Source organism: Rhodospirillaceae bacterium (genome assembly GCA_016712715.1).
Lineage (GTDB): Bacteria > Pseudomonadota > Alphaproteobacteria > Dongiales > Dongiaceae > Dongia.
Genome location: JADJQM010000002.1, coordinates 247,595 through 268,899 on the forward strand (window position 1 = coordinate 247,595; position 21,305 = coordinate 268,899).

Genomic DNA, 21,305 nt, shown 5'->3' on the forward strand with positions numbered 1-21,305 from the left:
CGTTATGAACCGAGGTCCAGCAGCTTGCTGAGCCAACCGCCGCTGGCGCCCGAAATTCCGCACAGCACGATCAGCGCCCCCACCATCAGCCAGCGCAGCCTTTGCAGATCCTCGATCCGGTCGCTGAGGCGCGCCACCGCATGCTCCAGCTTCTCGACACTCGCCTGCAGGCGACCGATCGCCTGTGACGTCTCATGCAATCCGCCCGTCATGACATCACCATCCCGTCTGGAAATTGTAGGCAGCGACGTCTGCAGCATCTGACAAGGCACGAACGGCATCGACATGGCTCCATTTCACTTGCCGCAGCCGATAGACCTCGGCCTTGGCGGCTTCGCCCAATGCGATCATGGCGTCGGCCATCGGCAGGGCGAGGAAACTGTCATCGGCCATGCGCCAGGCAAAATCCGGCGGCCAGGCAGCACCGGCGGCCTTGGCCCAGCGCGCTTCATTGCCCATGGCCGTAAGGTTGGCCTGGTCCGCTTCGCGGATCTGCAGCACCTTGCCGGCATAGGCGAGACCGCCTGCGAGGGCCGCCAGGTAGCGCGCGGCGATGGCGGCCAGCACATCCGACCGGACGGCGTCGATCGGCCACGCCCAGGCGCTGCCGTTCCAGACCTGTCGGCCGTCACTGGGTGCCGCGGCCGCAACTTGCGCCAGCGGCGGCAAAGCCGTGCCGCTACCGAACGAGCCGAGGCAACGACCCGTACCGGCTTCGAAATAGAATGTCTGCATCAATATCTCCAAGCCTTGAGGACCAGCTTCCAGCGCGCCGCGGTGAGCTGCGTGACCGTGCCGGTGGTGGCGTGGGCGAGGTACCATTTGTTGGTGGCGCCCTGGATCGATTTCAGGTCGCTCGCATTGGCAAAGACCTGGGCGTTGTTGCTTTCATAGCCATTGTAGAAAGCGTAGGCGACTTCGACCTCGTCACCGACCGCATAGCCGAGCTCGGCGGTCTTGCAGCGAAGCACGCTCTTGATCCGGTCCGGATAGCCGCCCAGGCCATGGGCGTCGGTCGAGGCCAGGGCGGCGGCAAGATTGATCTCCGCGGTCGCAAAGCTGTAGGCACCGCTGACGGTCGCCCAGGAAGTTCCATCACAGCGAATGAGCACGCGGTCGCCCGGTCGCAGCAGGCGCGTGGCCAGCCCATCGAGCGTCTCGGCGCCGCTGGGATCGATCGTCACATCGCCGCTCGCTGCGGCATTGCGGATGACGAGGGTCGCACCGTTGCCGGCCGTGGCGGCCGCCAGCAGACCCAGCGTGGCGCCCGCCGTGGTGAACTGGATCTCGCCGCCCTTATCCGCGGCCAGCATCGTGTAGCTGCCAGTCTTGACGCTGACCGGCAGGCTCAACCCGGCATTGCTCATCGCCGAGAACCATCCGGGCGGTGCCGACACGCAGCGCCAATTGTCACCGCCCTCGCAGCGGAAGCGGGCGACGTCGCCGGCTGCCGTCACGACATTGCCGCCGCCCGGCAGGATCAGGCTGGTCGCGTGATGCGTCAGGGTGAGGGCCGCGGCGAAGCGCAGCTCGATTTCCGTCCCCGCGGCCTCGCCGGTCCACAGCGCGGCGATGGTGACGGCGCCCGTCACCACATGATAGCCGCCGATATCGCTGTCGCCGGGCTTCATCAGCGTCGCGGCGCTGGCAATGTCGCTGCCCTTGCGCCACAGCGCCGCCAGGCCGCGCGGCGTCACCGATTCACCAGAGGCGACACCGCTGCGCGTGGTGGTCATGCCGGCGTGGACGGTGGCACCCGGCGGGATGCTCTTGTTCTCAAGGCCGGAGAGATCGCCTTTCCAACCCAGCAGCTTGTCGGCTTCCGGGTCAGGCAACGTCAGGCCGGTGACGCTGCTGGTCGGGCTCAGCGCCGCTGAACGCCCCAGCTTGTCGTCAAGCTCCTGGACCAGCGCCGTCAGCCGGTCGAGCGCCCGCTCATGGGTCTCGGCCGGAAAGGGGTCGTTGGGCGTGTAATCCACCATCTGCGTGCGCTTGGTGCGCCGGGCGATGGTCCAGCTCTTATTGGCCGGCGGCGGCACCACCGCCGACACCGTGCCGGCGGCACCGCCGCCGCCGGCAACCGTATAGTCGGTCGTCAGCACCTTCAGCGTCTCGCTGCCGTTCTCCAGGCTGCGCTCGATCACGTCGATCTCATCCACGCCGAAGAAACTGAACGGCACCGCGAAGGACACGGTCACCCCATCGCCCGCATAAGTGACACGGGACGTCGTCGTCGAAATGGTCATGGCTGGTTTCCTTGGGATGCGGCCGCCGCTTTCAGGCCGCCAGGATTGTCAGGCTGTGAGGCGATAGGTCTCCTGGATCTCCCGTTCCGCCTTGGCCCAGGACCCCAATGCCGGGCGGAATTCAGGCCGGGCCAGCGGCAGCCAGGCGGCAAAGCCGCATCCCGTCATGAACTCGGCAAGGCGTCCACCGACCGCTTCCTGCGCCAGCGGCGGCAGGAAGGGCCTCGCCCCGCCCAGGGCCGCATGCGCCCGCTCGATTTCACCGGTGAGGGTTGCGAGCTGCGCCAGCAACGGCGTCACGGCACGGAGCCGCTGCTCGATCTCCTCGACCAAGGCGATGCGCTTGGCGAGCTTCGCCCCATGCGCCTTCACCGCCCTGGCGCGCGCCTTCGCCGCCGCGCGCATTTCCTCGGCATCGATCTCCTGCGCCACCGCGCGCAGGCCCAGATCCAGGCACTGCGCGGCGAGGTGCAGCACCGCCTCCTCGCTGGCAAGATCCGCCATGCGCTTGCCGGCATCGGCGTCACCGCGCGATGCGGCAAGTGCTGATTCCTGGCGCTGCTGGATCACGCGGTCCCGCGCTGCTGCGTTGCTTTCCTGCTTCTGCCGCAGTTCCGCCTCGCATGCGCGCCATCCGGCCAGCAAGCTGGATGTCCTGCCACTGCCTGAGTCGGAACCACCTGTGACGGAAAGGCTCATCGTTCACCTCCATGCTTGGGATCGAGTTCGGCGATCGCTGCCAGGGTCCGGATCAGCCAGGCATCGTCGCCAAGCCCCGTGCCGCCGAGAATTTCGGCCAGTTCCTCGGCGCCGCCACATGCCTCGATCAGAGACTGCGCCGCGGCGACCTTGCGCGGATAATCGGCACCCCATTCCTGCGCCAGTTCCGCGCGCGTGCGCCGCTGCTGGCTTCCATCTGCCAGCGTCGCCGGATCGCAGCAGAGCTGCCGGCAATAGGCCTGGACAATGCCGCTCACCGCCCCTTGCGGCAGGCCGGCGCGGTGGAACCATTGCCGCGCCTTGGCTTCGAGTGCCGCGTCGCGCGCAAAGTCCGGCGGCACCGCGATCTGATAAGCCTCCGGTCCGGCGGGCGACGCGAGCGCGCCCTCAAGACCATCGACGGGGTCGGCACGGCCCATTCCCTGCGGCGCCACCGGCGACCCGCGCGCCGCCAGCACCTGTCGCATCGCGGCATCGAGCGAAGTCGGTTTGGTCATCATGTTGCGTCCTTTCAATTGCCGAGCCTGATGAGATCGGTGCCAAGCGCCTGGGTGCTGGAGAGCTGGTCCAGCACCGAGCGGCGGCGGCGATTGCGCGCCTCGCGCTCCTGGGCACGCGCCGACTCGCGGCGACCAAAGCGCGCCCAGCGCGCCTCGGCCTCGTCTTCGCGCGCGGCGTCCAGCAGCATGTCGGTGGGCGAACCTTCGGTCGTGACGCCGCCTTTCAGAATGGCGACACGGCGTTTCGCCTGGCTGCGCGCCGCTTCCGCGCGCAGCCGCCGCTCCTCCTCAGCACCTTGCGCCCTGGCGACCTTCGCCTCGCGCTCCAGCTCTTTCGACTCATGACTGGCCTGCTGCGCCTCCGACGCCATCCGGGCGCCGGCCGAAATCATCGTGGTTGCGGCCATCGCCGCCGCGGGAGTGCACATGTTCATCCATCCATCGTTGTCAGTTGCGGAATGAGCGCCACGATGGTGCAGGGCAAAGGTTGCTCCTGCAGCACGGTGACGATCGCCTGCCCGTCCCAGCCTTTCGGAAAGGCCACGAACTTGTCGCCCGAGAACAGAGGCGGGCTCTGATCCATCGCCGTCCTTGCGGCGCGAAACACGACGTCGTCGGTCCGCGCCGCATCGGCGCCGACGCGCATGCCGAGACTGTTGTGAAGCCGCACGACGACCCGGTGGACGCGGCGCTTCTTGCCCTGCGCCGCCCCGTCCATGGCACCCGCCTCGATATCCATGGTGCTCAAGCGGCTGGTATAGCCGAGCCCGACATGGGCATAGGACGCGGCGCGCTCCAGGGTGACGGTGCCGTCCGGGGCGACCACCCGGTCGGGATGGGTGGCGCCATCGGCAAGGATCGTCACCACCTCGCCGATAAGATGGTCGAGGCCGCCGATCACCTGCGCGCCCAACGACCAGTCCTCGGCCGCGATCGCCGCCAGTGATGGAAAGGCAGCGTGGATCGTGGTCGTGACATGGGTCCCATCGGTGAACCCGGTAACGATGGCTCGCGCCACGTAATAGCCCTCACCCGAGGATGCGGGATAGAGATGCTGGATCTCGCGCCCGACATCGCCTGGACCAAAGATCCCTGCTGCCGCCGTGAAGATGACGCCCGTGCTGCCGATCGTCTCGGCACCGGCACCCGGCGTGAGTGCCACACTGCCCGCGCCATCGAAGCTCAACCCGCCATCGACGAAAAAGGCACCCTGCTTGTCAAAGGGATCGCGGGGCTCGAAGGCCGCCGCCAGTCGTTCGACCGAACGCTTGACGGTGCCGCCGACACGGCGCTCGATCGCCAGCCACGCCTCATCCTGGCGGCCACCTGGAATGACCGCGACCGACAGGACGCGGGCCTCTCGCCCGGCGATGCGATGCCGATGCCAACCAACCACGTCCTGACCGCGCATATAGGTAAGGCCCAGCAGCCCGCCATCCTGCAGCACGACCCACAGGATCGACCAGGGTTCCGCCTGGAAGGCAATCTCCTTGATGCCGGTCATCGTCAGGTGCCGCGCGAGCATGCTGAGTTCCGGCGAATTGAACGCATCGTTCTCGAAACTGTAGGCCATTTCGTAGATCTTGCGCCCGGCCCGCTGCACATAGAGGACGGCGGCACCGATGCGCTCCGGCCTGATATCGGCGCTGCCATTGGTGGTCTCTCGCCGCACCGTGATATTGCTCGGCGTCAGCGCCTCATTGAGCGAACTCGCGGTGAGGTTGAATTCGCCGCCCGTGGTGCCCAGCGCCAGCGTCTTGCCGGCACTCATCCAGCGGATCGCGTTCACGCGATCGTCGGCGATGGTAAAGTTGAGGCCGTGATCATCCTTGACGATGCCGTCGGCCCCGGTCGGCGCGAAGCTCTCATAGGCGCCGGAGACCGAGGCCCACAAGGTCTGCGGCTGGGCGCGGGTGTTGGCCAGGAACAGCCGCTCCTCGTGAAAGGTCACCGCGCTGGGCCAGCCGGTCGTCGCTGACCAGGCGCCCAGCCGCCAATTGGTCACGGCGTCCGTGCCGCCAAAGGCGCCCTTGATGTCGATCTTCACCTGGGTCGCACTGGTGAAGGTGATGATCCTGGCCCAGCCCCAGACGCTGCTGTGCTTGATGCGCACCAGCCGCCCCACATCGGTCGCCGCGAACAGATCGGCCGATGCTGTCAGCGTGATGTTGCTGCCGCCGGCCGCAGCCGGCGTCAGAGAAATCGCGCCGATGTTTTCGTCAAGATAGGGACCGTCCAGGAACTCGATCTCGCTCAAGGTCCAGCTGGTATGCCCGCTGCGCGAGAGCTTGTGTGGCGCGAAGTTCGGATGCGTGAGGTAGAGCACATCGGCCGATTGCGCCCATTTGAGTCCGGCAAGGTCCGCAACACCATAGGGCGTGGCAATCTCATAGGCCGTGCCGGGCGAGGTCTCGATGCGCCCGCCATTCATATAGAAGCGGAAATAGGCCTCCCCCGCCTCGATCACATAGGCCTGCTCGGTCGAGAATTCGAACGGGATCAAGCGCACCGCGTCATCGCCCTTCGTGGCGGCGATGAACTGCGTACCCGGGCGCCGCGTCGCCGGCCCTTGCGCCAGCAACACGAAATTCTCGATCACGCGACAGGCATTGCGGTATTTGTCGAGATCGATGCGGCCATAGAGTTCCGGCGACCATTCGCCGGCATTGAAGGTCGAGAGCAGCAGCGAGGCGCCGGCCATGACGTCAGCTCCGCGCCTGCAGCCAGGCATCGACCACCAGGCTGGCGGCACCGCCCTCCTGCGCATCGATCGCCTTGGCTTGCGCCAGGATATCGCGCAGATAATCCCGCGCGGCAGCAATCCGCGACCCGCTTTCGGTCAGGTTGCCGGCAAGATGTACCGCAAGTTTCGCCGCCACCGCCTCTGCCAGCAGCGGATCGAAAGTCGCCGTATCCGTGACGCGCCCGATATAGAGAATGTCGAGCGGTGCCGCGTAATCGGCAAGAATCCGCCGACCTTCGACCCGGTAGTCGCTGCCATTGTCGATCTCCAGCAGGCGCAGGCAGAAAGCGGGCTCCGGCCCCTGCGGCAGCTGGTATTGATAGAGATAGCCCCAGGCAGGCGTTTCACTCAGCGCCGGCAGACGCGCGCGGCGCAGGGCTGCGTTCCACGGATAGAGCCGCAGCACCGAATCCGCCGACGGTTCGAAATTCCGCTGGCACAGATTGGCGCCCTTCGACCCGTCCTCCAGCGAGGTGATCGGATCGGCGCCGAGCAGATCCAGCGCCCGGTTGCAGATGGAGACGGTCGAAATGGCCATGGGATGCTCGCCCTATTGCAATTGCACGACGTCGTGGAACGGGCTGCCGGCTTTGCCGCCGGCAGCCCGTCATCACGTCAGTCCAGCGTGTAGAAGATCATCACCCGCAGCGTGCCGCTGGCCGGCAGGGCCGCGGCGGCGATGGTGAGGATGACGATCTCTTCCGCGGCCAGCGGTTCGCCGGCCACAGCCGCCGGGCCGAACAGGGTCGGCGTATCGACGGCCGTGAAGGCCGCCGCCGCACGGTACTTGCCCGTGGTGCCGACGATGCCGACGGCCAGCGTCGCCGAGCCCAGCGACACGGTGCTGTCGAGCAGGCCATAGAGCACGCGCGCACCCTTGGGCAGGCGCGCCACTTCGATGTTGTCCGAGGTCGGCTGGGCCGCGAGGGCGACCTTCTCGTTGAACACACGCACCCGGCCGTGCACGTCGCCAGCCATCGGCAGATCCACCGGCGCGGAATTGCGCAACCGGCCCATCTGCGTTCCATATTGAGTAGCCATGTTTTTCTCCTGGATAGATTGAGTTCCAAACAGACGGCGCACAGCGGGGTTGCCCGCCGACGAATGTCGGCATTCGCCGCCCGCCGACGAATGTCGGCATTCGCCGACTGGGCGGCCGCGATGCCCACGACGCTTTAGGCAAGAGTCGCGATCTCGACGACGCCTTCTTCCTCCATGCGCGTGGCGCCGACCGACATCGCGCAATAGACCTGCGTCGCATAGGATTTGTCGGGCCGCTCGGTGACTTTCACCTTGGGCGTCTGGCCGACGGCCAGCACCAGCGCCGACTGGCGCCAGGCAAGACAGGCACGGTCGCCGCCGGAGGTGAGGCCGAGGCGCTGCGTGCGGATGAACTTGAAGCCGAGGAAGGTATCGATCTGCCCCGCGGCCAGCGCCTTCACCGTGTTGTAATCGCTCGACGTCACCTGGGTGTTGGAGAGCAGCACGGTGATGTCCTTGGCCGGGCACGCGATATAGCGCGGTTCATCCGGATCGTTCTCCGCCGCGTCGAGGATCTCCTTCGCCTGCAGGAGTTTCGCCAGCGTAAAGCCGGTGCCGCCGACGGCGATCTTCTGAGAGCCCGGCAAAGGTACCGAGGTCTGCCCGGTCTTGCCGCTGCGCGCGGTCCCGTTCGCATTGGCGATGATGACGTCGTCCATGGCGCGGCCCAGCGCATGGGCTGCCGCCTGGCTGTAGGCGCTGGTCGGATCGGTCAGCGTCTTCACCTGGTCCAGGCGATCGATGAGGTCGGAATATTCATAGTCTTCCAGCATCACCTGGCGACGCGCATGCGGCGTTTCGGTGAGCGGCGTGTCGGCGTGACGCGACTGGCGCTTGATGGCGCTGCCCGCCCCGATCTGGTCGAAGTAGGCAATTTCGCCCTCCACCACCTCCTGGCGCACCGCGTCTTTGAGGCGGCTGCCCTTCTGCTGCACCAGCAGCATGATGTTGGCGCTGTAGAGATTGTTGAACGCAATCTGGATCTGCGAGGACATGGGTCCACACTTCCTTTCTGATCTCACAATGTGACGTTTGAATCGGCGAGGTTGCCCATCTGCGCCGAAGGGCCAGGCCACCGCACCAAACCAGCCGCGGGCGGCAGGGTTGGCGTGGCGGCTGTCGCCCGCGGCAAACACGACGGACCTCAAGCCTCGATGCACCCGCGCATCGTCAGCGGCCGTCTTTCCGAGCCGTCAGCCGGGCCTCATTTGATTGAGGTTGTCCGGACTTTGATGATTGGACTTAATTTATCCGTCATGGTCGGCGAAGGCCGACCATCCACGAGTTGTTTTTTAGTTGCCCGCCTACGCGTGGGAGGTCCGCCTTCGCGGACCATGACGATAGAGGAGTGCGCAACACCTCACCCGCCATAAGCGACCGCGAACAGATCCTCCATCCGCTTCACCGTGGCTGGATGATCGGGATGGGTCTTGTTGACGTAAGGGTGTTTCGCATCGGCCTTGGCCGCCTGCTGCAGCCGCGCGATCTCGGACAAGGCTTCGCCGGCCGAACGCGGGCCGTTGCCCTTGGCGTCGGCGCGCGCCGTGATGCTGTCTTCGCCGATGGCGCGGCCGACCTTGGCAAGGAGATCCATCAACGCCCCCTCGCCGATCCCCTCGGCAATCTCCTGAAACGGTTTCTCATCGCCGAGGAACGCGCCATAGGCACGCCGCGCCGCCGCCATGTTGCGCTCATACTGCCGGCCCCAGAGCTGTTTGAGATCGACCTCCGGCTCAGCTTCGGTTTCATCTTTCGCCGCCGCCGGAAAATGCGCGAGGAACGCGTCATGCAGGTCGCGCGCCTGGTCCTGGCTCAAGCCCAGCTTGAACGCCGTCTCGCGGAACCAATCGGCATGGGCCTTGTCATAGGCGACACCTTCTGGCGGCGCGAAATCATAGCCGCCGGGTTCCTGCGGTCGGCCGAGCTTGTCCCAGACCGGCCCCCAGGCTTCCGCCCCGGCATCGCGGCCGGGCAAGGCGATGCGGTCGCCACCCACCAGCTTCTCCAGGTTCTGATAGCTGGTGAGCACGTCGCGCGCCGAGCGCCAGCCCTTCTGCTGCACCAGGGCACCCAGATCGTCGTCCAGCCCAGCGCGCCAATCCGGCGCCGCCTCTATCTTGCGTTCATCGATCATCGATCACCTCTTGAATGAGACCGGCAAAATCATCGGGACCAAGGCCGCACATTTCCGCGACATGCAGGAACACGTCGCGCGCCCCCTCATTGAACGCGGTCTGATGCGGATCGCCCGCCACGAAACTGCTCTGCCCCGCGCGGCAATAATGCGCGAGGTCGGAAAGCACCAGCCGCGCCAGCACGTCATCGCCCGAGAGACACTGCCGATAAGCCGCCGCCACCCTTCTGGCGCGCTGCGTACCATGGAGGCGCAGCAGCCAGGTGATGCCGGCCTTCACGCCGCACCGCCAGAGGACATGCCGCCCGACAACATCGCCCCCAGATCACCCAGCCCCGCCATCGGGTCGGCGCTCTCCGGCGCCTCTTTCTCAACCTTCTTCCGCAGCTTCTTCACCGCCTCCGGCGTGCGCAGCAGGTTGTTGGGCACGCCGAAGGATTGCGCCAGCAACCTTGCCGCCGCATCGGCGTCGATGTTGTCATAGATCTCCGGCTTGATGGCCCCCAAGGGTGCCAGCGATTCCAGTGCGCGCACGATCGCCGCCCCTTCGCCCGCCCGCTGCGCGCGCGCCAAGGGCGAGACGTATTCGATGCGGATGCCGGCGCGCTGCAATTGCCTTGGCACCGGCGGCAGCAGATTGGCGCGCCGCATGATGCCGAACTGGCGGCGGATGAGCGGATCGAGGAACTCGGCCTGGATGCGCCCGAGATGCGGCCCCATCAGGCGCAGCTTCTCCTCCTGCCGTGCCAAGACCTCGGTCGCCGTCTGGTTGGGCTGCTGCACCATGAACAGCAGCGAGAAATAGAAGGCTTGCCGCACCGCCTCGCGGCGCTGTTCCTCGAGCTCCAGCCCCAGCCCCACATTGCCGCCGCTGTGCAGCGGCTCATAGCGCCGCCGGCCGTTTTCATCGAGCCCGCCATAGATGATGCCGCCGGGATGCGTGCGCAGGCCGCGCACCGCAACCTCATCGACCGCGAGCAGCGGCGGATCAACCGCCTTCTGCGCCGCCACGATCGTCGTCTTCGACATCGCATTCAGCATCTTCACATCGGGCAGCGCCAGCATCGCCGGTGAATCGCCATAGAGCCCGCGCGAGGCCGTCGACCAGCGCGGCACCTGATAGGGAAAATCGTGATAGCCGCCTTCCGACAGCAGCAGCCGGTTCTCGACATCGACATAGAAAGAGGCAAAGCCCATCCCCGCCGCATCATGCCGTCCGCCCTTGACCTCCGCCCGCGGCATCACCGCATGGAGGAAGGTAAAGCGCCGGTCCGGCTCCTTGTCGATCGCGCGCAGCACGCTCGCATGGCATTGGTCGCCCCAGCGCAGATGCGCCTGGCGCGCGGTGAAGGTGAAACGGCGGAACAGCGTATCCACTTCATCGCGCTCGTTCTCGGCCACGAAACATTCGGCGAGATGCCGGCAGGAATAGTGAATGCGCCCGGTCTGCGCATCCTCCTCGGAATAGAATACCGCCGTGCCGAAGGTGACGAGGTCGGCATAAAGCTCCATGACCCGCGAATAGAAGCGCTGCCCATTGCCGGCGAAGGCCGCCTGCATGCGACGCGTCACATCGTCGAGCCATTCCTTGGTCGCCTGGTCCTCATCCGCTTCCGCGAGATCCGAGCGCAGCGTGAACCAGTCATTGGCGGCATTGGTCACCATGCCCCAGAGACCGGCCGCGAGATTGTCGGCGGCAAGACCCGCCGTCGCGTCGAACACCTTCTGCGTCCGCTTGTCGCCGGGTACGCGGTGGAAGGTGAAATCGGCGCGCAACGGCTTCATCAGCTCGGCGATCTCCTGCCACAACTGGTCAAGCGGTGCGCGCTCCGAGGCCAACGCCTCCTGCCGGCGGATGAGGTCCTGGGCGATATTGTCCATCGTCAAGAACCCAGCAGGGTCTTCTGCGCCACCGGCGCCTGGCCCAGCGCCTGGCGCTCCGGCGTCAGGATCGTGGCGCGCCGACCATAGAGGGCTCGCAGGCGGCGCAGTTCCGCCTCGCCCGCGGCATCGGCCACCAGATCATTGGCCTGCGGCGGGGCGTTGGGATCAACCACCGGCGATTTCCGCGTCGAGACCCTGCCGGGATTGCGCTTCTTCGGGGTCGCACACATGCCTGTTTCTCCATAAATGACAAAGCCGATAAAGGTCTCGCCGCCCTTGCCATAGGCGGGATAGATCGCTTCCACCTCGCCGCCGAGATAGCTCAGCCAGCGATGGGCGACGTCGTGATCAAGCGCCGAGCGGCATTCGCCGCGCCGGAGGCCAAGCCGCAGCAGCGATGGCCACAGCACATGCCTGGCAAAGCGCGTCGTGGCACGCGCAACCTCCGGCCAACGATCGGTCGCATACATCCACAGCGACCAGTTGCCGGGCCACATCTCGATCCCGCCCAGGGCCGCCACCGCGGTACCGTCCGCGCTCGCGACGACGGCCCCCACCGGATCGGAGGCCAGCAGATCCTCCGCCAGCAGAGCGGCATCCTCATCGAAGCGCGTGGCGAAGATCTCGCGCCGGTCGGCATCGCGCATCGCCTGTCCGATCGTCACCAGATCGGCAAGGTTGAGCGCGCGCAGGGGCATAGGGCTTTCCTACCAGCGAAACGGATCGTAGCTTTGCCCCTCGATCAGCATCGGCGCGGGCGGCTGCGTCAGCTTCAGCCCGGCCGCGAGATAGCGGAACGCATCGGCCGCATGGCTGGTCCAGTCATGCAAGGGCCGCGCGCTGAAGACATGGCGCCGCGTATCGAATTCAGGGCGGTAGAGGCGCAAGGCATCAAGCCCGCGCGCGCATTTCTCGGCATCGATCCAGCAACGCGGGATGAGGTTGCGTACCGCCTCGATCCCGTCCTCGATGGCGTTGGGTTTCAGGACCCGCGCCTTCAGCCCCAATTGCCGCAGGGTCTCGAGCCGCGTCGTCCCGCTGCCAAGCTCATGCACCTCGACATCGTGGGGCAGCAGGTGATCGCCATAGGCATAGGGCCGTTCCTGGAGGCGCTTGGCGTAATGGCTGAGCGCCGCCCCGCGCGCTTCGTAATAATCGATGATGCGGATCTCGCGGCCGATTGCCTGCGCGAACCAGATCGCCGTCGCATCGCCGATGCCGAGATCCCAGGCCGTGATCACCGGCAGCTTCGGCTCCCATGGCACGCGGCCGATGCGCCCTTCCTGCTCTGCCTGTTCCAGCAGGCTTGCGTAGTAGGCGCCGGGCACGCCGGCTGCGAAACTGCACTCGAACTCCTGGGCGAAGGCCTGCGCCGACATGGCGCGCCGTGCCGCCGCCAGTTCCGCCTCGCGCAGGATGCCCGTCTCGGTCGCCGGAAAGCGCTCCGCGAACCAGGACGCGTCGGCTTCGTCTTTCGCCTGTTCATAGAGCGCGCAGAAATGATTGCGCCCCATCGGCGTGCCGATGAACAGCGCCCAGCCGCCACGGTCGGCCAACATCGGCCGCACGATTTCCGGCCAGACGCGCGATGTCATCTGGGCATATTCATCGAGCACCACGCCGTCAAAATAGAGGCCGCGCAGCCGGTCGGCATTGTCGGCACCATAAAGCCGGATGCGCGCGCCATTGGGCAGATCGACCCGCAATTCGGTTTCGCTGACGCTGATACCCGGGATGGGCGCGGTGAAGCGTTTGAGATAATGCCAGGCCACATCCTTGGCCTGGGTCAGCAGCGGCGCCACATAGCCATAGCGCGCATCGGGCCTGGGGTTCGCCGCCGCCTTGGCGATGAGCTCATTGATGCAGAACACCGTCTTCCCGAACCGCCGATGCGCCACCAGCACATTGAACCGCCGCAGGCGCCGATGCAGCTCGGCCTGCAACGGCCGCGGCGCATAAAGCTGCACCTCCATTGCCGCCTGCCTGCGTGCCTGGGTCATGTTCGTCCTGATCTGGTGAGGAGAAAACCGTCTAAAGAAGTTCGTCAGGCGTGAGTGTTCTCGTCCCAAACGACACCGCCCCGGGAGCGGGGCTCACCGGGGCGCGATATCGCAGTCTATATTTACAGAATAGCAATTAATTCCTAGTTTGTCAATCGCTATTTTCCGTCTCGCCCCAGATCAGCCGCACAATCTGTTCGCCGCCCTCGCCCGGCTTTCCATCCCCGGCCTTGACCTTGGCCTGGATCCCCGGCTTGCCATAGCCCCATTGCAGCAACGCGCCCGCCGCCGAGATGCGCATGGCCGGCGTCGCCGTCGTATCGACCAGCACCCCCGCCAGCGCCTGGATCGCCGCCGCCGCATGGCACCGTGCCAGCGTCTCGATCTTGCGCGGTGCGGAGGCTGCCGGCTTTGTCTCCTGTGGTGCCTTGCTCATCTCGCCCCCCGCAGCCGGTCGTCATCCGGGCCATTGTCATTGACGGCGTGGGCGTTGCCACGGACCTGCGCCTGCGCCAGACGCGCCAGGCCGCGACGCAGCAGATCGAGCTCGCGGTGCGACAACGTCACTTTCTGCCGCAGCCGATCTGGCCACACGCCGAACACCGACAGCCGCTCGGTGAGGCCGGCCACCACTGGCCCTTCCGCGCGGAGCCGCATCTGCGCCTGCCGAAAGCTGCGCTGCCGGTCGGCAAGGTCCGCCACCTCGCCTGCATCGCCGGATGAACGGCCATCACCGGAAAGCCCGTCATAGAGCCGGCCATAGCTCACTTCCGTGCGGCCGATGATCTGGCGATAGAGCCCCGCATAGCGAAACCCGGCCCGGTGCATGGCCGCGTCGATGAACCCGCGCGCCAGCAGCAGATCCAAAGGATGCGCCGAAGCCACCGGATCGGCCCCTTGCGCCAGGAACGCCCGCTTCAACTGCGCTTCCGGCGTGCCGAGATCACGACCCCGAGCATCAGGGCCATTGTCATTGGCCACCACGCGCTTCGGCCGGCCGCGCCGTGTTGCTGCAAAGGCCTTCATGCCTCGACCTCCACCTCGTCGAGGCCCATCGCCCAGCGCTCGGCCCATTTCACCAGCCACAGGGCACGCTCGGCGGTCATGTCGCTGTTGACCACCTCGAACTCGCCCGCCTCGGTGATGCCGATGCCGAGAAACTGGGTCCAGCGCGTCTTCATGCAGGTGCCCACCGCCTGTTCCGGCCGCATGGTTGGACTGGGTGGAAAATCGACGATCTCGGCCATGGCGCTCCGTCCCCCCTCACCCCCGGTTTCAATTGTCATTGGCGGCACTCCCGGCATGGAGGGTGAAATCCGCGGCGCCGGCCTGCCATTCTTCGCTTTCCTTGCACGGGCCGCAGATCCGCAGGAACGGCCCCAGGGCGCGGAACCGCTGTCCGCAGATCAGGCAGCGGCGCCGATTGGTACCCGACGGGCCGGATTCTTCTCTTTTGTTTCTGTTTTGTTCCATTGTTTTCCTCCCCAAGGCTGGCCAAGGGCCGCCGACAGGCTTTGCGCGTTATGGGATTAGGCGATAATACGCATATTTTGGTTACGCTGTCAAGCTTTAAAAACGTATTCTGCGGACATATATTGTCGCCTTGGATCGGCACCGGCGCCTTCTGGGGGCTGCGACGGCCGATAAGGAGTATGCGCCATGACAGAAATTTCAGAAGCCGCGCGACGGCTGAAGGAATTGCGCGAGCAGGCCGGCCTCACCATGCGCTCGGTCTCGGAAGCGCTGGGCTGGAGCCTCACCCGTTACCAGCATTACGAGGACCGGTACAAGCGCCGCTTCCTGCCCTTCGCGCTCGCCCGCGAGTTGGATGCCCTGTTCAGCCAGCACGGCACCGAGCCAGGCGCCGTGCTGCAGCTTGCCGGCATCGAGCAGGGCCACACCGTCACCCATCGCCGCGAACCCGTGACACCGCGCCCCAGCCCTGCGGCGGGCGGCCACGGCCAGCGCGATCTGCCCGTGATCGGCGCGGTCAAAGGCGGCAGCGAGGGTTTCTATTTCAATGAAGGCGAGGCCAAGGAATTCGTCGAGCGCCCGGCCAATCTGAAGGGTGCCTTCAACGCATTCGCCCTCTATGTCGACGGCGATTCGATGGAGCCGCGCTATTTCGCGGGCGAACTCCTCTACGTCAACCCGAACCGCCCGATCACCAAGAACTGCTTCGTGGCGGTGGAACTCGCTGACGGTCAGGGGCTCATCAAGCAGTTCCTGCGTCGGAGTGACGAGGAGGTCGTCCTCCACCAGTTCAACCCCGCGCGCGACATCGCCCTCAAGGCCGGCGAGGTCAAGCGCATCTACCGCATCACCGGCGCCGGCGAAGCCGGCTGATCCCATCCGCCCATCCGCCTGGCCGCCTGGCCGCCTGGCCGGAAAATAACGCGCGGATTACCCGAATCGACCGCAAGCATCGGCGGATGCGGTGCATCCGGTACAATCTTTAACGTTTTTTACGTTGACATCTTTGCGTGTGTTCTTCATAAGTTCCACCATCGGTTGACGCCAACAGCTTCCGGAGGGGAAAATGAGCTTGCGCCCAGGATTTCAGCGTGCTCGCCTATGCCAACGGCTTCACCCACTGGCATTACCGGACAAGGGATTGCCTGGACCAGATCCTGGCTCCGGCGGGTGCCGGCACCGCCAACGACAATGCCTATTTCGCCGCGGCGGCCGAGATGCTGCGGCCGGGTGACCAGATCACCGTCAACCTCATCGGCGTGGACCACATCGGTCTTGCGACCCTGGTCGCGGCAACGATCACGCAAGGCGCCGGGCCGCTCATGCTGCTGGTCTCAACCAGCGGCGACCAGTCTCCTGCCGGCCGGGTTGCCGCCTAGACGCCGAGATCGACCACCACGCGGCCGCGCACCTTGCCTTCGAGGATCGCCTTGCCCAGCGCCGGCAGGTCTTCGAGGGTCGCGCGCTGGATCATGCCGTCGAGCTTTTCCATCGGCAAATCCTTGGTGAGCCGCGCCCAGGCGACCTTGCGGCGCATGAGCGGCGCCATCACCGAATCAACGCCCAGCAGCGAGACGCCGCGGATGATGAAGGGAATGACCGTGGTCTCCAGCTTGGTGCCGCCGGCCAGCCCACAGGCCGCGATGGCGCCGCGATATTTCATCTGCGGCAGGATGGCGGCCAAGGTCGAACCGCCGACGCTGTCGACGGCGCCCGCCCAGCGTTCGCTGTCCAGGGGCTTGCCGGACGGTGTCGCGATGCTGGCGCGGTCGATCACCTCGGCCGCACCCAGGCTTTTCAAATAATCCGCCTGTTCGGCGCGCCCGCTGGAACAGACGACCCGGTAGCCGAGGCGGGCCAGGATCGCGGTCGCGACACTGCCGACACCGCCGGCCGCCCCCGTCACCAGCACATCGCCATGGTCCGGCCGCAGCCCATGTTCCTCAAGCGCCATGACGCACAGCATCGCCGTGAAGCCCGCTGTGCCGATCGCCATGGCACGTTCAGTGGACAGGCCCTTGGGCAGCGGCACCAGCCATTCGCCCTTGACCCGCGCCTTCTCGGCAAACCCGCCCCAATGCACTTCGCCGACGCGCCAGCCGGTCAGGATCACCTGGTCGCCGGCCTTGTAATCGCCATGCTGGCTTTCCAGCACGGTGCCGGCGAAATCGACGCCGCCGACATGCGGATAGGTCTTCACCAGCCGCCCCAGGCCGTTCAATACCAGCCCGTCCTTGTAGTTGAGCGTGCTGTTATGGACGCGCACAAGCACGTCGCCCGCCGGCAACCGGTCATCCGGCAGATCCTCGATCGCGGACGTGACCTTGCCGTCCTTCTCCGTCAACAGCAGCGCTTTGAACATCACACTCTCTCCCAAAATTCTGATCTTTACCGCACCCGTTCCAGGATACTCACATAGTTGGCGACTGCGGTGCCACCCATGTTGAAGAGGCCGGCCAGCGCCGCATCCTTGACCTGCATCTCGCCGGCCGTGCCGTCGAGCTGCATGGCGGCAAGCACATGCATGGAAACGCCGGTGGCGCCGATCGGATGACCCTTGGCCTTCAACCCGCCCGAGGCATTGACCGGCAGCCGGCCGTCCATCTCCGTCCAGCCTTCCAGGATGGCGCGTGCCCCCTGCCCCGCCGGGGTGAGGCCCATCGCCTCATATTCGATGAGTTCGGCGATGGTGAAGCAATCATGGGTCTCGACCAGCGACAGATCCGCAAGCGTCGCGCCGGCCTCGCCCAAGGCGCGCTGCCAAGCAAGGCGGCAGCCCTCGAAGGCAATCACGTCACGCTGCGACATGGGCAGGAAGTCATTCACCTGCGCGAGGCCGCGAAAGCCGATGGCGCGCGGTGCCCCCAGCGCCGTGTCGCCATCGGCCAAAACCAAGGCGGCAGCGCCGTCCGAGACCGGGCTGCAATCGGTCCGCTTCAGCGGTCCCGCGACCAGCGGATTCTTGTCCGAGACCGTGCGGCAGAACTCGCGCCCGAGATCCCGGCGCATCTGCGCGTAAGGATTGGCGACACCGTTTTTGTGATTCTTGGCGGCGATGGCGGCGAGCGCTTCCGACTGGTCGCCATAGCGCTGGAAATAGATTTCGGCGATGCGCCCGAACACGCCGGCAAAGCCGTCGGCGATGGCGGCCTCTTCCTTGACATAGCTCGCTTTCAGCAGATTGGCGCCGACCTCGGCCGGTGTCACCCGCGACATCTGCTCGGCACCGATCACCAGCACGCGCTTGGCCGACCCGGCAGCGATCTCCTTCAACCCCTGGAATACGGCGGCGCTGCCGGTGGCGCAGGCATTCTCGACCCGTGTCGCCGGCTTGAAGCGCAGCGCCGGATCGATGCCGAGTGCCAGGGAGGCCGGGAAATCCTGCGCCGAGAAGCCGGCATTGAAATGCCCGACATAGATCGCGTCGATATCGGCCGGTTCCAGTCCCGCATGCTGGATGGCGCCGGCACCCGCCTCGACAATCAGCGCTTCAAGGTCGCGCGCATCCTGCTTGCCGAAGGGCAGATGATGCCAGCCGATGATGGCGCCCTTGTGCATGGGTCAATCCTGCGGCTGGATGGTTTCCTGGAACCGCACCGGTGCACCCGCGGGGCGCCCCAGCAATTCGCCGTCGCGCATGACGATGTCGCCGCGGATGATGGTGGCAATCGGCCAGCCGGTCACGTCCATGCCATGATAGGGTGTCCAGCCGGCCTTGGTCGCCATCCACTCATTGGTGATGGTACGTTTGGCTTTGAGATCCACCACCGAAAAATCGGCGTCATAGCCCACGGCAATGCGCCCCTTGCCGCGGATGTTGTAGATCCGCGCCGGCCCAGCGCTGGTAAGATCGATGAGCCTTGCCAAGGTGAGGCGCCCCTCATGCATGTGGTTCAGCATCACCGGCAGCAGGGTCTGCACGCCGGGCATGCCGGAGGGGCTCTGCGGATAAGGCCGTGCCTTTTCCTCCAGCGTATGCGGCGCATGGTCGGACCCGATGCAATCGACGATGCCGCTCCGGACCGCCCGCCAGATCCCGTCCTGGTGATGCTGGTCGCGGACCGGCGGGTTCATCTGCGCGAGTGTGCCGAGGCGCTGGTAGCAATCCGGTGCCGCCAGGGTCAGGTGATGGGTCAGCACCTCGACCGTCGCGATATCCTTATGGTCCTTGAAGATCTCCATCTCGTCGGCGGTCGAGATATGGAGCACATGCACGCGCCGCCCGGCGAGGCGCGCGATCTTGAGCAGGCGATTGGTCGAACGCACCGCGGTCTCGACATCGCGCCAATGCGGATGGAGGCTCGGATCACCACTGTCCTTCACCAAAGCGAGGCGCTCCCGGAGGCGCATCTCATCCTCGGAATGAATGGCGACGCGCCGCTTGCCGTGGCGCAAGACACTTTCCAGCGTCTCGTCATCCGCCACCAGCAGCGAACCCGTCGAGGACCCCATGAAGATCTTCACCCCGGCGCAGCCCGGCAGCATTTCCAGCTCGCCCAGCCGGTCGGCATTCTCGTCCGAGGCGCCGATGAAGAACGCATGATCGACCCAGGCGCGCCCCTTGGCCCGGGTCAGCTTGTCGTTGAGGTCCTTACCGTCCAGCGTGTTGGGATTGGTGTTGGGCATTTCGAAGATGGCGGTGACCCCGCCCAAAGCCGCCCCGGCCGTGCCGCTGGCCAGATCCTCCTTGTGTTCGAGGCCTGGCTCGCGGAAGTGAACCTGGGTATCGATGACACCAGGGAGGATGGTGAGGCCCGTGGCATCGATCTCCTGCGCCGCCACCCCGGACGGCAGCTTCCCCAGTTCAGCCACGCGCCGCTCGCGCACGCCGATATCGAGGCTTTCCATCCCATTGGGTGTGGCCACCGACCCGTTCCGGATGATGAGGTCAAAGGACGCGTCCATGCCGCACACCTTTCTGCTTGGCTGAATTCTATCCCCTGATCTCTATCCCTTTGAGCGGAAAGGGTGCAAGTGCCCCGACACATGCCGCGACTCGTGGTTGCCATAAACGCACCTGCAACCCCTGCTAAACCGTGACGCCGCCTTGCCTTTGGGGTACTATCCGGGGCGGGCGACAGGGTTATTTGCAGCGGCCGCGTGCCAATATGGGCGGGGAGATGATCAGACCGTGATGATCGGCCTAAACGATTTGCGGGTGCAGCTCGAAGAACTGCGCTCCGAACACCGCGATCTCGATGAGGCCATCCGCGCCATGGCCGAGGCCTCGCCCTTCAACCAATTGCAGATCCAGCGCCTCAAGAAGCGCAAACTGGCCCTGAAGGACCAGATCATCAAGCTCGAGAGCAAACTGCTCCCGGATATCATTGCGTAGGGTCGCCTGCCGTTCCTTCCCTTCATTGTGGTCGTCCAGCAGGCAGTTGCGCACCAGCACCTAGCATGCCAACAACCCCTACCCGACCCCTCCCGCAAGCGGGCAGGGGAGTTCTACCGAGTTTGGCCCTCGCCCGTTCTTGGGGAGAGGGGTTGGGGTGAGGGGCGACCCTGACCTGCTCCCTGGCCGGACCTCGACCTCGATGGTGAGGTGCGACAGTTGCGCCACCCCGGTCAGCGCCGCTCGGTAGAAATCGACGTCACGTGATTTGGTGGTCGCGATCGAGACAATGCCGGCGAGATGCCCCGGCCCCACGCGCCAGACATGGAGATCCGTGACACGGTCACCCAGCGCCTCGATCTCGGCGCGGATCGCTTCGGTGAGCGCGATATTGGGCTGCGCGTCGAGCAGTGTCGCGCCCGATGATTTCATCAGTTGATAGGCCCAGCGCAGGATGACGACGGCCCCCACCAGACCGATCACCGGATCGAGGAAGGCCCAGCCGAACATCCAGGCGCAGCCGATCGCCGCCATGGCCAGGACCGAGGTCGCCGCATCGGCCAGCATATGCACATAGGCCGATCGGAGATTGAGATCCTTGTGGTGGTCACCACCATGCCCGTGGTCGTGAGCGTGCGTATGGTCGTGAGCTTGCGCGTGCCCATGGCCATGGTGATCGTGCCCATGATCCTCCTGCAGCAGCAGCGCCGCCACGATGTTGACGACAAGTCCCAAGGCCGCTACCGCCATCGCTTCGGCATATTGGATGGACGTCGGGTTGAAGAAGCGGTCAATGGCCTCATAGCCGATGCCGAGCGCCACGATCGCCAGCACCACGGCGCTGGTATAGGCGCCAAGATCGCCGAACTTGCCGGTGCCGAAGGAGAAATGCGCATTGCTCGCCTGCTTTTCGGCGAAGGTATAGGCGAGCAGCGAAATGCCGAGGGCCGCGAGATGCGTCGCCATGTGCCAGCCATCGGCCAGCAGCGCCATCGAGCCATAGAAATGACCGGCCGCGATCTCGCCCACCATCATGGCGAACGAAAAGAGCAGGACGATGCGCACCCGGCGCGCGTTGCGGGCGTGGCTGGCGCCCCGGAAGTCGTGGGATTTCTGTGTCGCGTTCAGGGCTTCATTCATGGAAAAGACGCTAGCATGCGGCAGGGATGTTACGATATTACAAGGCATTGCGACCGATCGGCCCAGTCTGTGGACATGGGCTTTCAACC

The 21,305-nt window shown here is 65.7% G+C and carries 26 protein-coding genes; 3 read left to right on the forward strand and 23 right to left on the reverse strand.

The features are described from left to right. Window positions 1-2: 2 nt before the first annotated feature. From IPK59_11940 to IPK59_12030, 19 genes are all read right to left on the reverse strand, one after another. Window positions 3-212, reverse strand: a complete 210-nt coding sequence (locus IPK59_11940; GenBank protein MBK8159433.1) for a hypothetical protein — start codon at window positions 210-212, stop codon at window positions 3-5. A gap of 4 nt (window positions 213-216) precedes the next feature. Further along, window positions 217-735, reverse strand: coding sequence for a DUF4376 domain-containing protein (locus IPK59_11945; GenBank protein MBK8159434.1), 519 nt, complete (start codon window positions 733-735; stop codon window positions 217-219). Beyond that, on the reverse strand, window positions 735-2,246 hold the full coding sequence (locus IPK59_11950; protein ID MBK8159435.1) for a hypothetical protein: 1,512 nt from the start codon (window positions 2,244-2,246) through the stop codon (window positions 735-737). The genes IPK59_11945 and IPK59_11950 overlap by 1 nt, the downstream gene beginning before the upstream one ends. 48 nt (window positions 2,247-2,294) lie before the next feature. Continuing rightward, window positions 2,295-2,945, reverse strand: coding sequence for a hypothetical protein (locus tag IPK59_11955; GenBank protein ID MBK8159436.1), 651 nt, complete (start codon window positions 2,943-2,945; stop codon window positions 2,295-2,297). Continuing rightward, window positions 2,942-3,463 (reverse strand): hypothetical protein, encoded by a 522-nt coding sequence (locus IPK59_11960; protein ID MBK8159437.1) that lies wholly within the window; start codon window positions 3,461-3,463, stop codon window positions 2,942-2,944. Before IPK59_11960 ends, IPK59_11955 begins: the two co-directional genes overlap by 4 nt. 14 nt (window positions 3,464-3,477) lie before the next feature. Continuing rightward, window positions 3,478-3,894 (reverse strand): hypothetical protein, encoded by a 417-nt coding sequence (locus tag IPK59_11965; protein ID MBK8159438.1) that lies wholly within the window; start codon window positions 3,892-3,894, stop codon window positions 3,478-3,480. A 2-nt stretch (window positions 3,895-3,896) separates the two neighbouring features. Beyond that, complete coding sequence (locus IPK59_11970; protein ID MBK8159439.1) at window positions 3,897-6,167, reverse strand: hypothetical protein; 2,271 nt, start codon at window positions 6,165-6,167, stop codon at window positions 3,897-3,899. Window positions 6,168-6,171: 4 nt separating this feature from the next. Beyond that, on the reverse strand, window positions 6,172-6,747 hold the full coding sequence (locus IPK59_11975; protein ID MBK8159440.1) for a hypothetical protein: 576 nt from the start codon (window positions 6,745-6,747) through the stop codon (window positions 6,172-6,174). A gap of 77 nt (window positions 6,748-6,824) precedes the next feature. Then, window positions 6,825-7,250, reverse strand: a complete 426-nt coding sequence (locus tag IPK59_11980; protein ID MBK8159441.1) for a hypothetical protein — start codon at window positions 7,248-7,250, stop codon at window positions 6,825-6,827. A 134-nt stretch (window positions 7,251-7,384) separates the two neighbouring features. Further along, a complete protein-coding gene (locus IPK59_11985; protein ID MBK8159442.1) occupies window positions 7,385-8,245 on the reverse strand; it encodes a hypothetical protein in 861 nt (286 codons plus the stop codon). Window positions 8,246-8,610: 365 nt separating this feature from the next. Next, window positions 8,611-9,384 (reverse strand): hypothetical protein, encoded by a 774-nt coding sequence (locus tag IPK59_11990; protein MBK8159443.1) that lies wholly within the window; start codon window positions 9,382-9,384, stop codon window positions 8,611-8,613. Further along, window positions 9,374-9,664, reverse strand: coding sequence for a hypothetical protein (locus tag IPK59_11995; GenBank protein ID MBK8159444.1), 291 nt, complete (start codon window positions 9,662-9,664; stop codon window positions 9,374-9,376). Before IPK59_11995 ends, IPK59_11990 begins: the two co-directional genes overlap by 11 nt. Continuing rightward, window positions 9,661-11,265, reverse strand: a complete 1,605-nt coding sequence (locus tag IPK59_12000; GenBank protein ID MBK8159445.1) for a head-tail connector protein — start codon at window positions 11,263-11,265, stop codon at window positions 9,661-9,663. The genes IPK59_11995 and IPK59_12000 overlap by 4 nt, the downstream gene beginning before the upstream one ends. Window positions 11,266-11,267: 2 nt before the next feature. Further along, complete coding sequence (locus IPK59_12005) at window positions 11,268-11,966, reverse strand: hypothetical protein (protein ID MBK8159446.1); 699 nt, start codon at window positions 11,964-11,966, stop codon at window positions 11,268-11,270. A gap of 9 nt (window positions 11,967-11,975) precedes the next feature. Further along, window positions 11,976-13,268, reverse strand: a complete 1,293-nt coding sequence (locus IPK59_12010; protein ID MBK8159447.1) for a hypothetical protein — start codon at window positions 13,266-13,268, stop codon at window positions 11,976-11,978. A gap of 151 nt (window positions 13,269-13,419) precedes the next feature. Continuing rightward, window positions 13,420-13,704, reverse strand: a complete 285-nt coding sequence (locus IPK59_12015; GenBank protein MBK8159448.1) for a hypothetical protein — start codon at window positions 13,702-13,704, stop codon at window positions 13,420-13,422. Continuing rightward, a complete protein-coding gene (locus tag IPK59_12020) occupies window positions 13,701-14,294 on the reverse strand; it encodes a hypothetical protein (protein ID MBK8159449.1) in 594 nt (197 codons plus the stop codon). Before IPK59_12020 ends, IPK59_12015 begins: the two co-directional genes overlap by 4 nt. Beyond that, a complete protein-coding gene (locus IPK59_12025; protein ID MBK8159450.1) occupies window positions 14,291-14,554 on the reverse strand; it encodes a hypothetical protein in 264 nt (87 codons plus the stop codon). The genes IPK59_12020 and IPK59_12025 overlap by 4 nt, the downstream gene beginning before the upstream one ends. After that, window positions 14,544-14,741 (reverse strand): hypothetical protein, encoded by a 198-nt coding sequence (locus IPK59_12030; protein ID MBK8159451.1) that lies wholly within the window; start codon window positions 14,739-14,741, stop codon window positions 14,544-14,546. The genes IPK59_12025 and IPK59_12030 overlap by 11 nt, the downstream gene beginning before the upstream one ends. Window positions 14,742-14,927: 186 nt before the next feature. Here IPK59_12030 and IPK59_12035 point away from each other — a divergent pair, with 186 nt between their 5' ends. Continuing rightward, on the forward strand, window positions 14,928-15,614 hold the full coding sequence (locus tag IPK59_12035) for a helix-turn-helix transcriptional regulator (GenBank protein ID MBK8159452.1): 687 nt from the start codon (window positions 14,928-14,930) through the stop codon (window positions 15,612-15,614). A gap of 218 nt (window positions 15,615-15,832) precedes the next feature. Next, entirely contained in the window at window positions 15,833-16,120 is a 288-nt protein-coding gene (locus IPK59_12040; GenBank protein MBK8159453.1) for a hypothetical protein, read from the forward strand. On the opposite strand, the gene IPK59_12045 is transcribed toward IPK59_12040, so the two are convergent. Genes IPK59_12045 through IPK59_12055 form a run of 3 tightly spaced genes read right to left on the reverse strand, consistent with a single transcriptional unit; the run spans window position 16,117 to window position 19,646 of the window. Further along, a complete protein-coding gene (locus IPK59_12045; protein MBK8159454.1) occupies window positions 16,117-17,103 on the reverse strand; it encodes an oxidoreductase in 987 nt (328 codons plus the stop codon). The two genes, IPK59_12040 and IPK59_12045, sit on opposite strands and share 4 nt — an antisense overlap. Window positions 17,104-17,129: 26 nt before the next feature. Continuing rightward, entirely contained in the window at window positions 17,130-18,299 is a 1,170-nt protein-coding gene (locus IPK59_12050) for an acetyl-CoA acetyltransferase (protein MBK8159455.1), read from the reverse strand. Between the two features lie 3 nt (window positions 18,300-18,302). Then, window positions 18,303-19,646 (reverse strand): dihydroorotase, encoded by a 1,344-nt coding sequence (locus tag IPK59_12055; GenBank protein MBK8159456.1) that lies wholly within the window; start codon window positions 19,644-19,646, stop codon window positions 18,303-18,305. A 229-nt stretch (window positions 19,647-19,875) separates the two neighbouring features. Here IPK59_12055 and IPK59_12060 point away from each other — a divergent pair, with 229 nt between their 5' ends. Further along, a complete protein-coding gene (locus IPK59_12060) occupies window positions 19,876-20,076 on the forward strand; it encodes a DUF465 domain-containing protein (GenBank protein MBK8159457.1) in 201 nt (66 codons plus the stop codon). 78 nt (window positions 20,077-20,154) lie between these two features. Here IPK59_12060 and dmeF read toward each other — a convergent pair whose 3' ends face one another. After that, window positions 20,155-21,216, reverse strand: a complete 1,062-nt coding sequence (dmeF, locus tag IPK59_12065; protein MBK8159458.1) for a CDF family Co(II)/Ni(II) efflux transporter DmeF — start codon at window positions 21,214-21,216, stop codon at window positions 20,155-20,157. Window positions 21,217-21,305: the final 89 nt, after the last annotated feature.

What these genes read in the sequence shown, in the direction of transcription:
- IPK59_11970 (MBK8159439.1), bottom strand. Translation starts at nt 6,167, where the DNA reads ATGGCCGGCGCCTCGCTGCTGCTCTCGACCTTCAATGCCGGCGAATGG.
- IPK59_12055 (MBK8159456.1), bottom strand. Translation starts at nt 19,646, where the DNA reads ATGGACGCGTCCTTTGACCTCATCATCCGGAACGGGTCGGTGGCCACA.
- IPK59_12000 (MBK8159445.1), bottom strand. Translation starts at nt 11,265, where the DNA reads ATGGACAATATCGCCCAGGACCTCATCCGCCGGCAGGAGGCGTTGGCC.
- IPK59_11965 (MBK8159438.1), bottom strand. Translation starts at nt 3,894, where the DNA reads ATGTGCACTCCCGCGGCGGCGATGGCCGCAACCACGATGATTTCGGCC.
- IPK59_12030 (MBK8159451.1), bottom strand. Translation starts at nt 14,741, where the DNA reads ATGGAACAAAACAGAAACAAAAGAGAAGAATCCGGCCCGTCGGGTACC.
- IPK59_12050 (MBK8159455.1), bottom strand. Translation starts at nt 18,299, where the DNA reads ATGCACAAGGGCGCCATCATCGGCTGGCATCATCTGCCCTTCGGCAAG.
- IPK59_12005 (MBK8159446.1), bottom strand. Translation starts at nt 11,966, where the DNA reads ATGCCCCTGCGCGCGCTCAACCTTGCCGATCTGGTGACGATCGGACAG.
- IPK59_12020 (MBK8159449.1), bottom strand. Translation starts at nt 14,294, where the DNA reads ATGAAGGCCTTTGCAGCAACACGGCGCGGCCGGCCGAAGCGCGTGGTG.
- IPK59_11945 (MBK8159434.1), bottom strand. Translation starts at nt 735, where the DNA reads ATGCAGACATTCTATTTCGAAGCCGGTACGGGTCGTTGCCTCGGCTCG.
- IPK59_12045 (MBK8159454.1), bottom strand. Translation starts at nt 17,103, where the DNA reads ATGTTCAAAGCGCTGCTGTTGACGGAGAAGGACGGCAAGGTCACGTCC.
- IPK59_11985 (MBK8159442.1), bottom strand. Translation starts at nt 8,245, where the DNA reads ATGTCCTCGCAGATCCAGATTGCGTTCAACAATCTCTACAGCGCCAAC.
- dmeF (MBK8159458.1), bottom strand. Translation starts at nt 21,216, where the DNA reads ATGAATGAAGCCCTGAACGCGACACAGAAATCCCACGACTTCCGGGGC.
- IPK59_12025 (MBK8159450.1), bottom strand. Translation starts at nt 14,554, where the DNA reads ATGACAATTGAAACCGGGGGTGAGGGGGGACGGAGCGCCATGGCCGAG.
- IPK59_12015 (MBK8159448.1), bottom strand. Translation starts at nt 13,704, where the DNA reads ATGAGCAAGGCACCACAGGAGACAAAGCCGGCAGCCTCCGCACCGCGC.
- IPK59_11990 (MBK8159443.1), bottom strand. Translation starts at nt 9,384, where the DNA reads ATGATCGATGAACGCAAGATAGAGGCGGCGCCGGATTGGCGCGCTGGG.
- IPK59_11955 (MBK8159436.1), bottom strand. Translation starts at nt 2,945, where the DNA reads ATGAGCCTTTCCGTCACAGGTGGTTCCGACTCAGGCAGTGGCAGGACA.
- IPK59_11975 (MBK8159440.1), bottom strand. Translation starts at nt 6,747, where the DNA reads ATGGCCATTTCGACCGTCTCCATCTGCAACCGGGCGCTGGATCTGCTC.
- IPK59_12035 (MBK8159452.1), top strand. Translation starts at nt 14,928, where the DNA reads ATGACAGAAATTTCAGAAGCCGCGCGACGGCTGAAGGAATTGCGCGAG.
- IPK59_12010 (MBK8159447.1), bottom strand. Translation starts at nt 13,268, where the DNA reads ATGACCCAGGCACGCAGGCAGGCGGCAATGGAGGTGCAGCTTTATGCG.
- IPK59_11940 (MBK8159433.1), bottom strand. Translation starts at nt 212, where the DNA reads ATGACGGGCGGATTGCATGAGACGTCACAGGCGATCGGTCGCCTGCAG.
- IPK59_11950 (MBK8159435.1), bottom strand. Translation starts at nt 2,246, where the DNA reads ATGACCATTTCGACGACGACGTCCCGTGTCACTTATGCGGGCGATGGG.
- IPK59_11980 (MBK8159441.1), bottom strand. Translation starts at nt 7,250, where the DNA reads ATGGCTACTCAATATGGAACGCAGATGGGCCGGTTGCGCAATTCCGCG.
- IPK59_11960 (MBK8159437.1), bottom strand. Translation starts at nt 3,463, where the DNA reads ATGACCAAACCGACTTCGCTCGATGCCGCGATGCGACAGGTGCTGGCG.
- IPK59_12060 (MBK8159457.1), top strand. Translation starts at nt 19,876, where the DNA reads ATGATCGGCCTAAACGATTTGCGGGTGCAGCTCGAAGAACTGCGCTCC.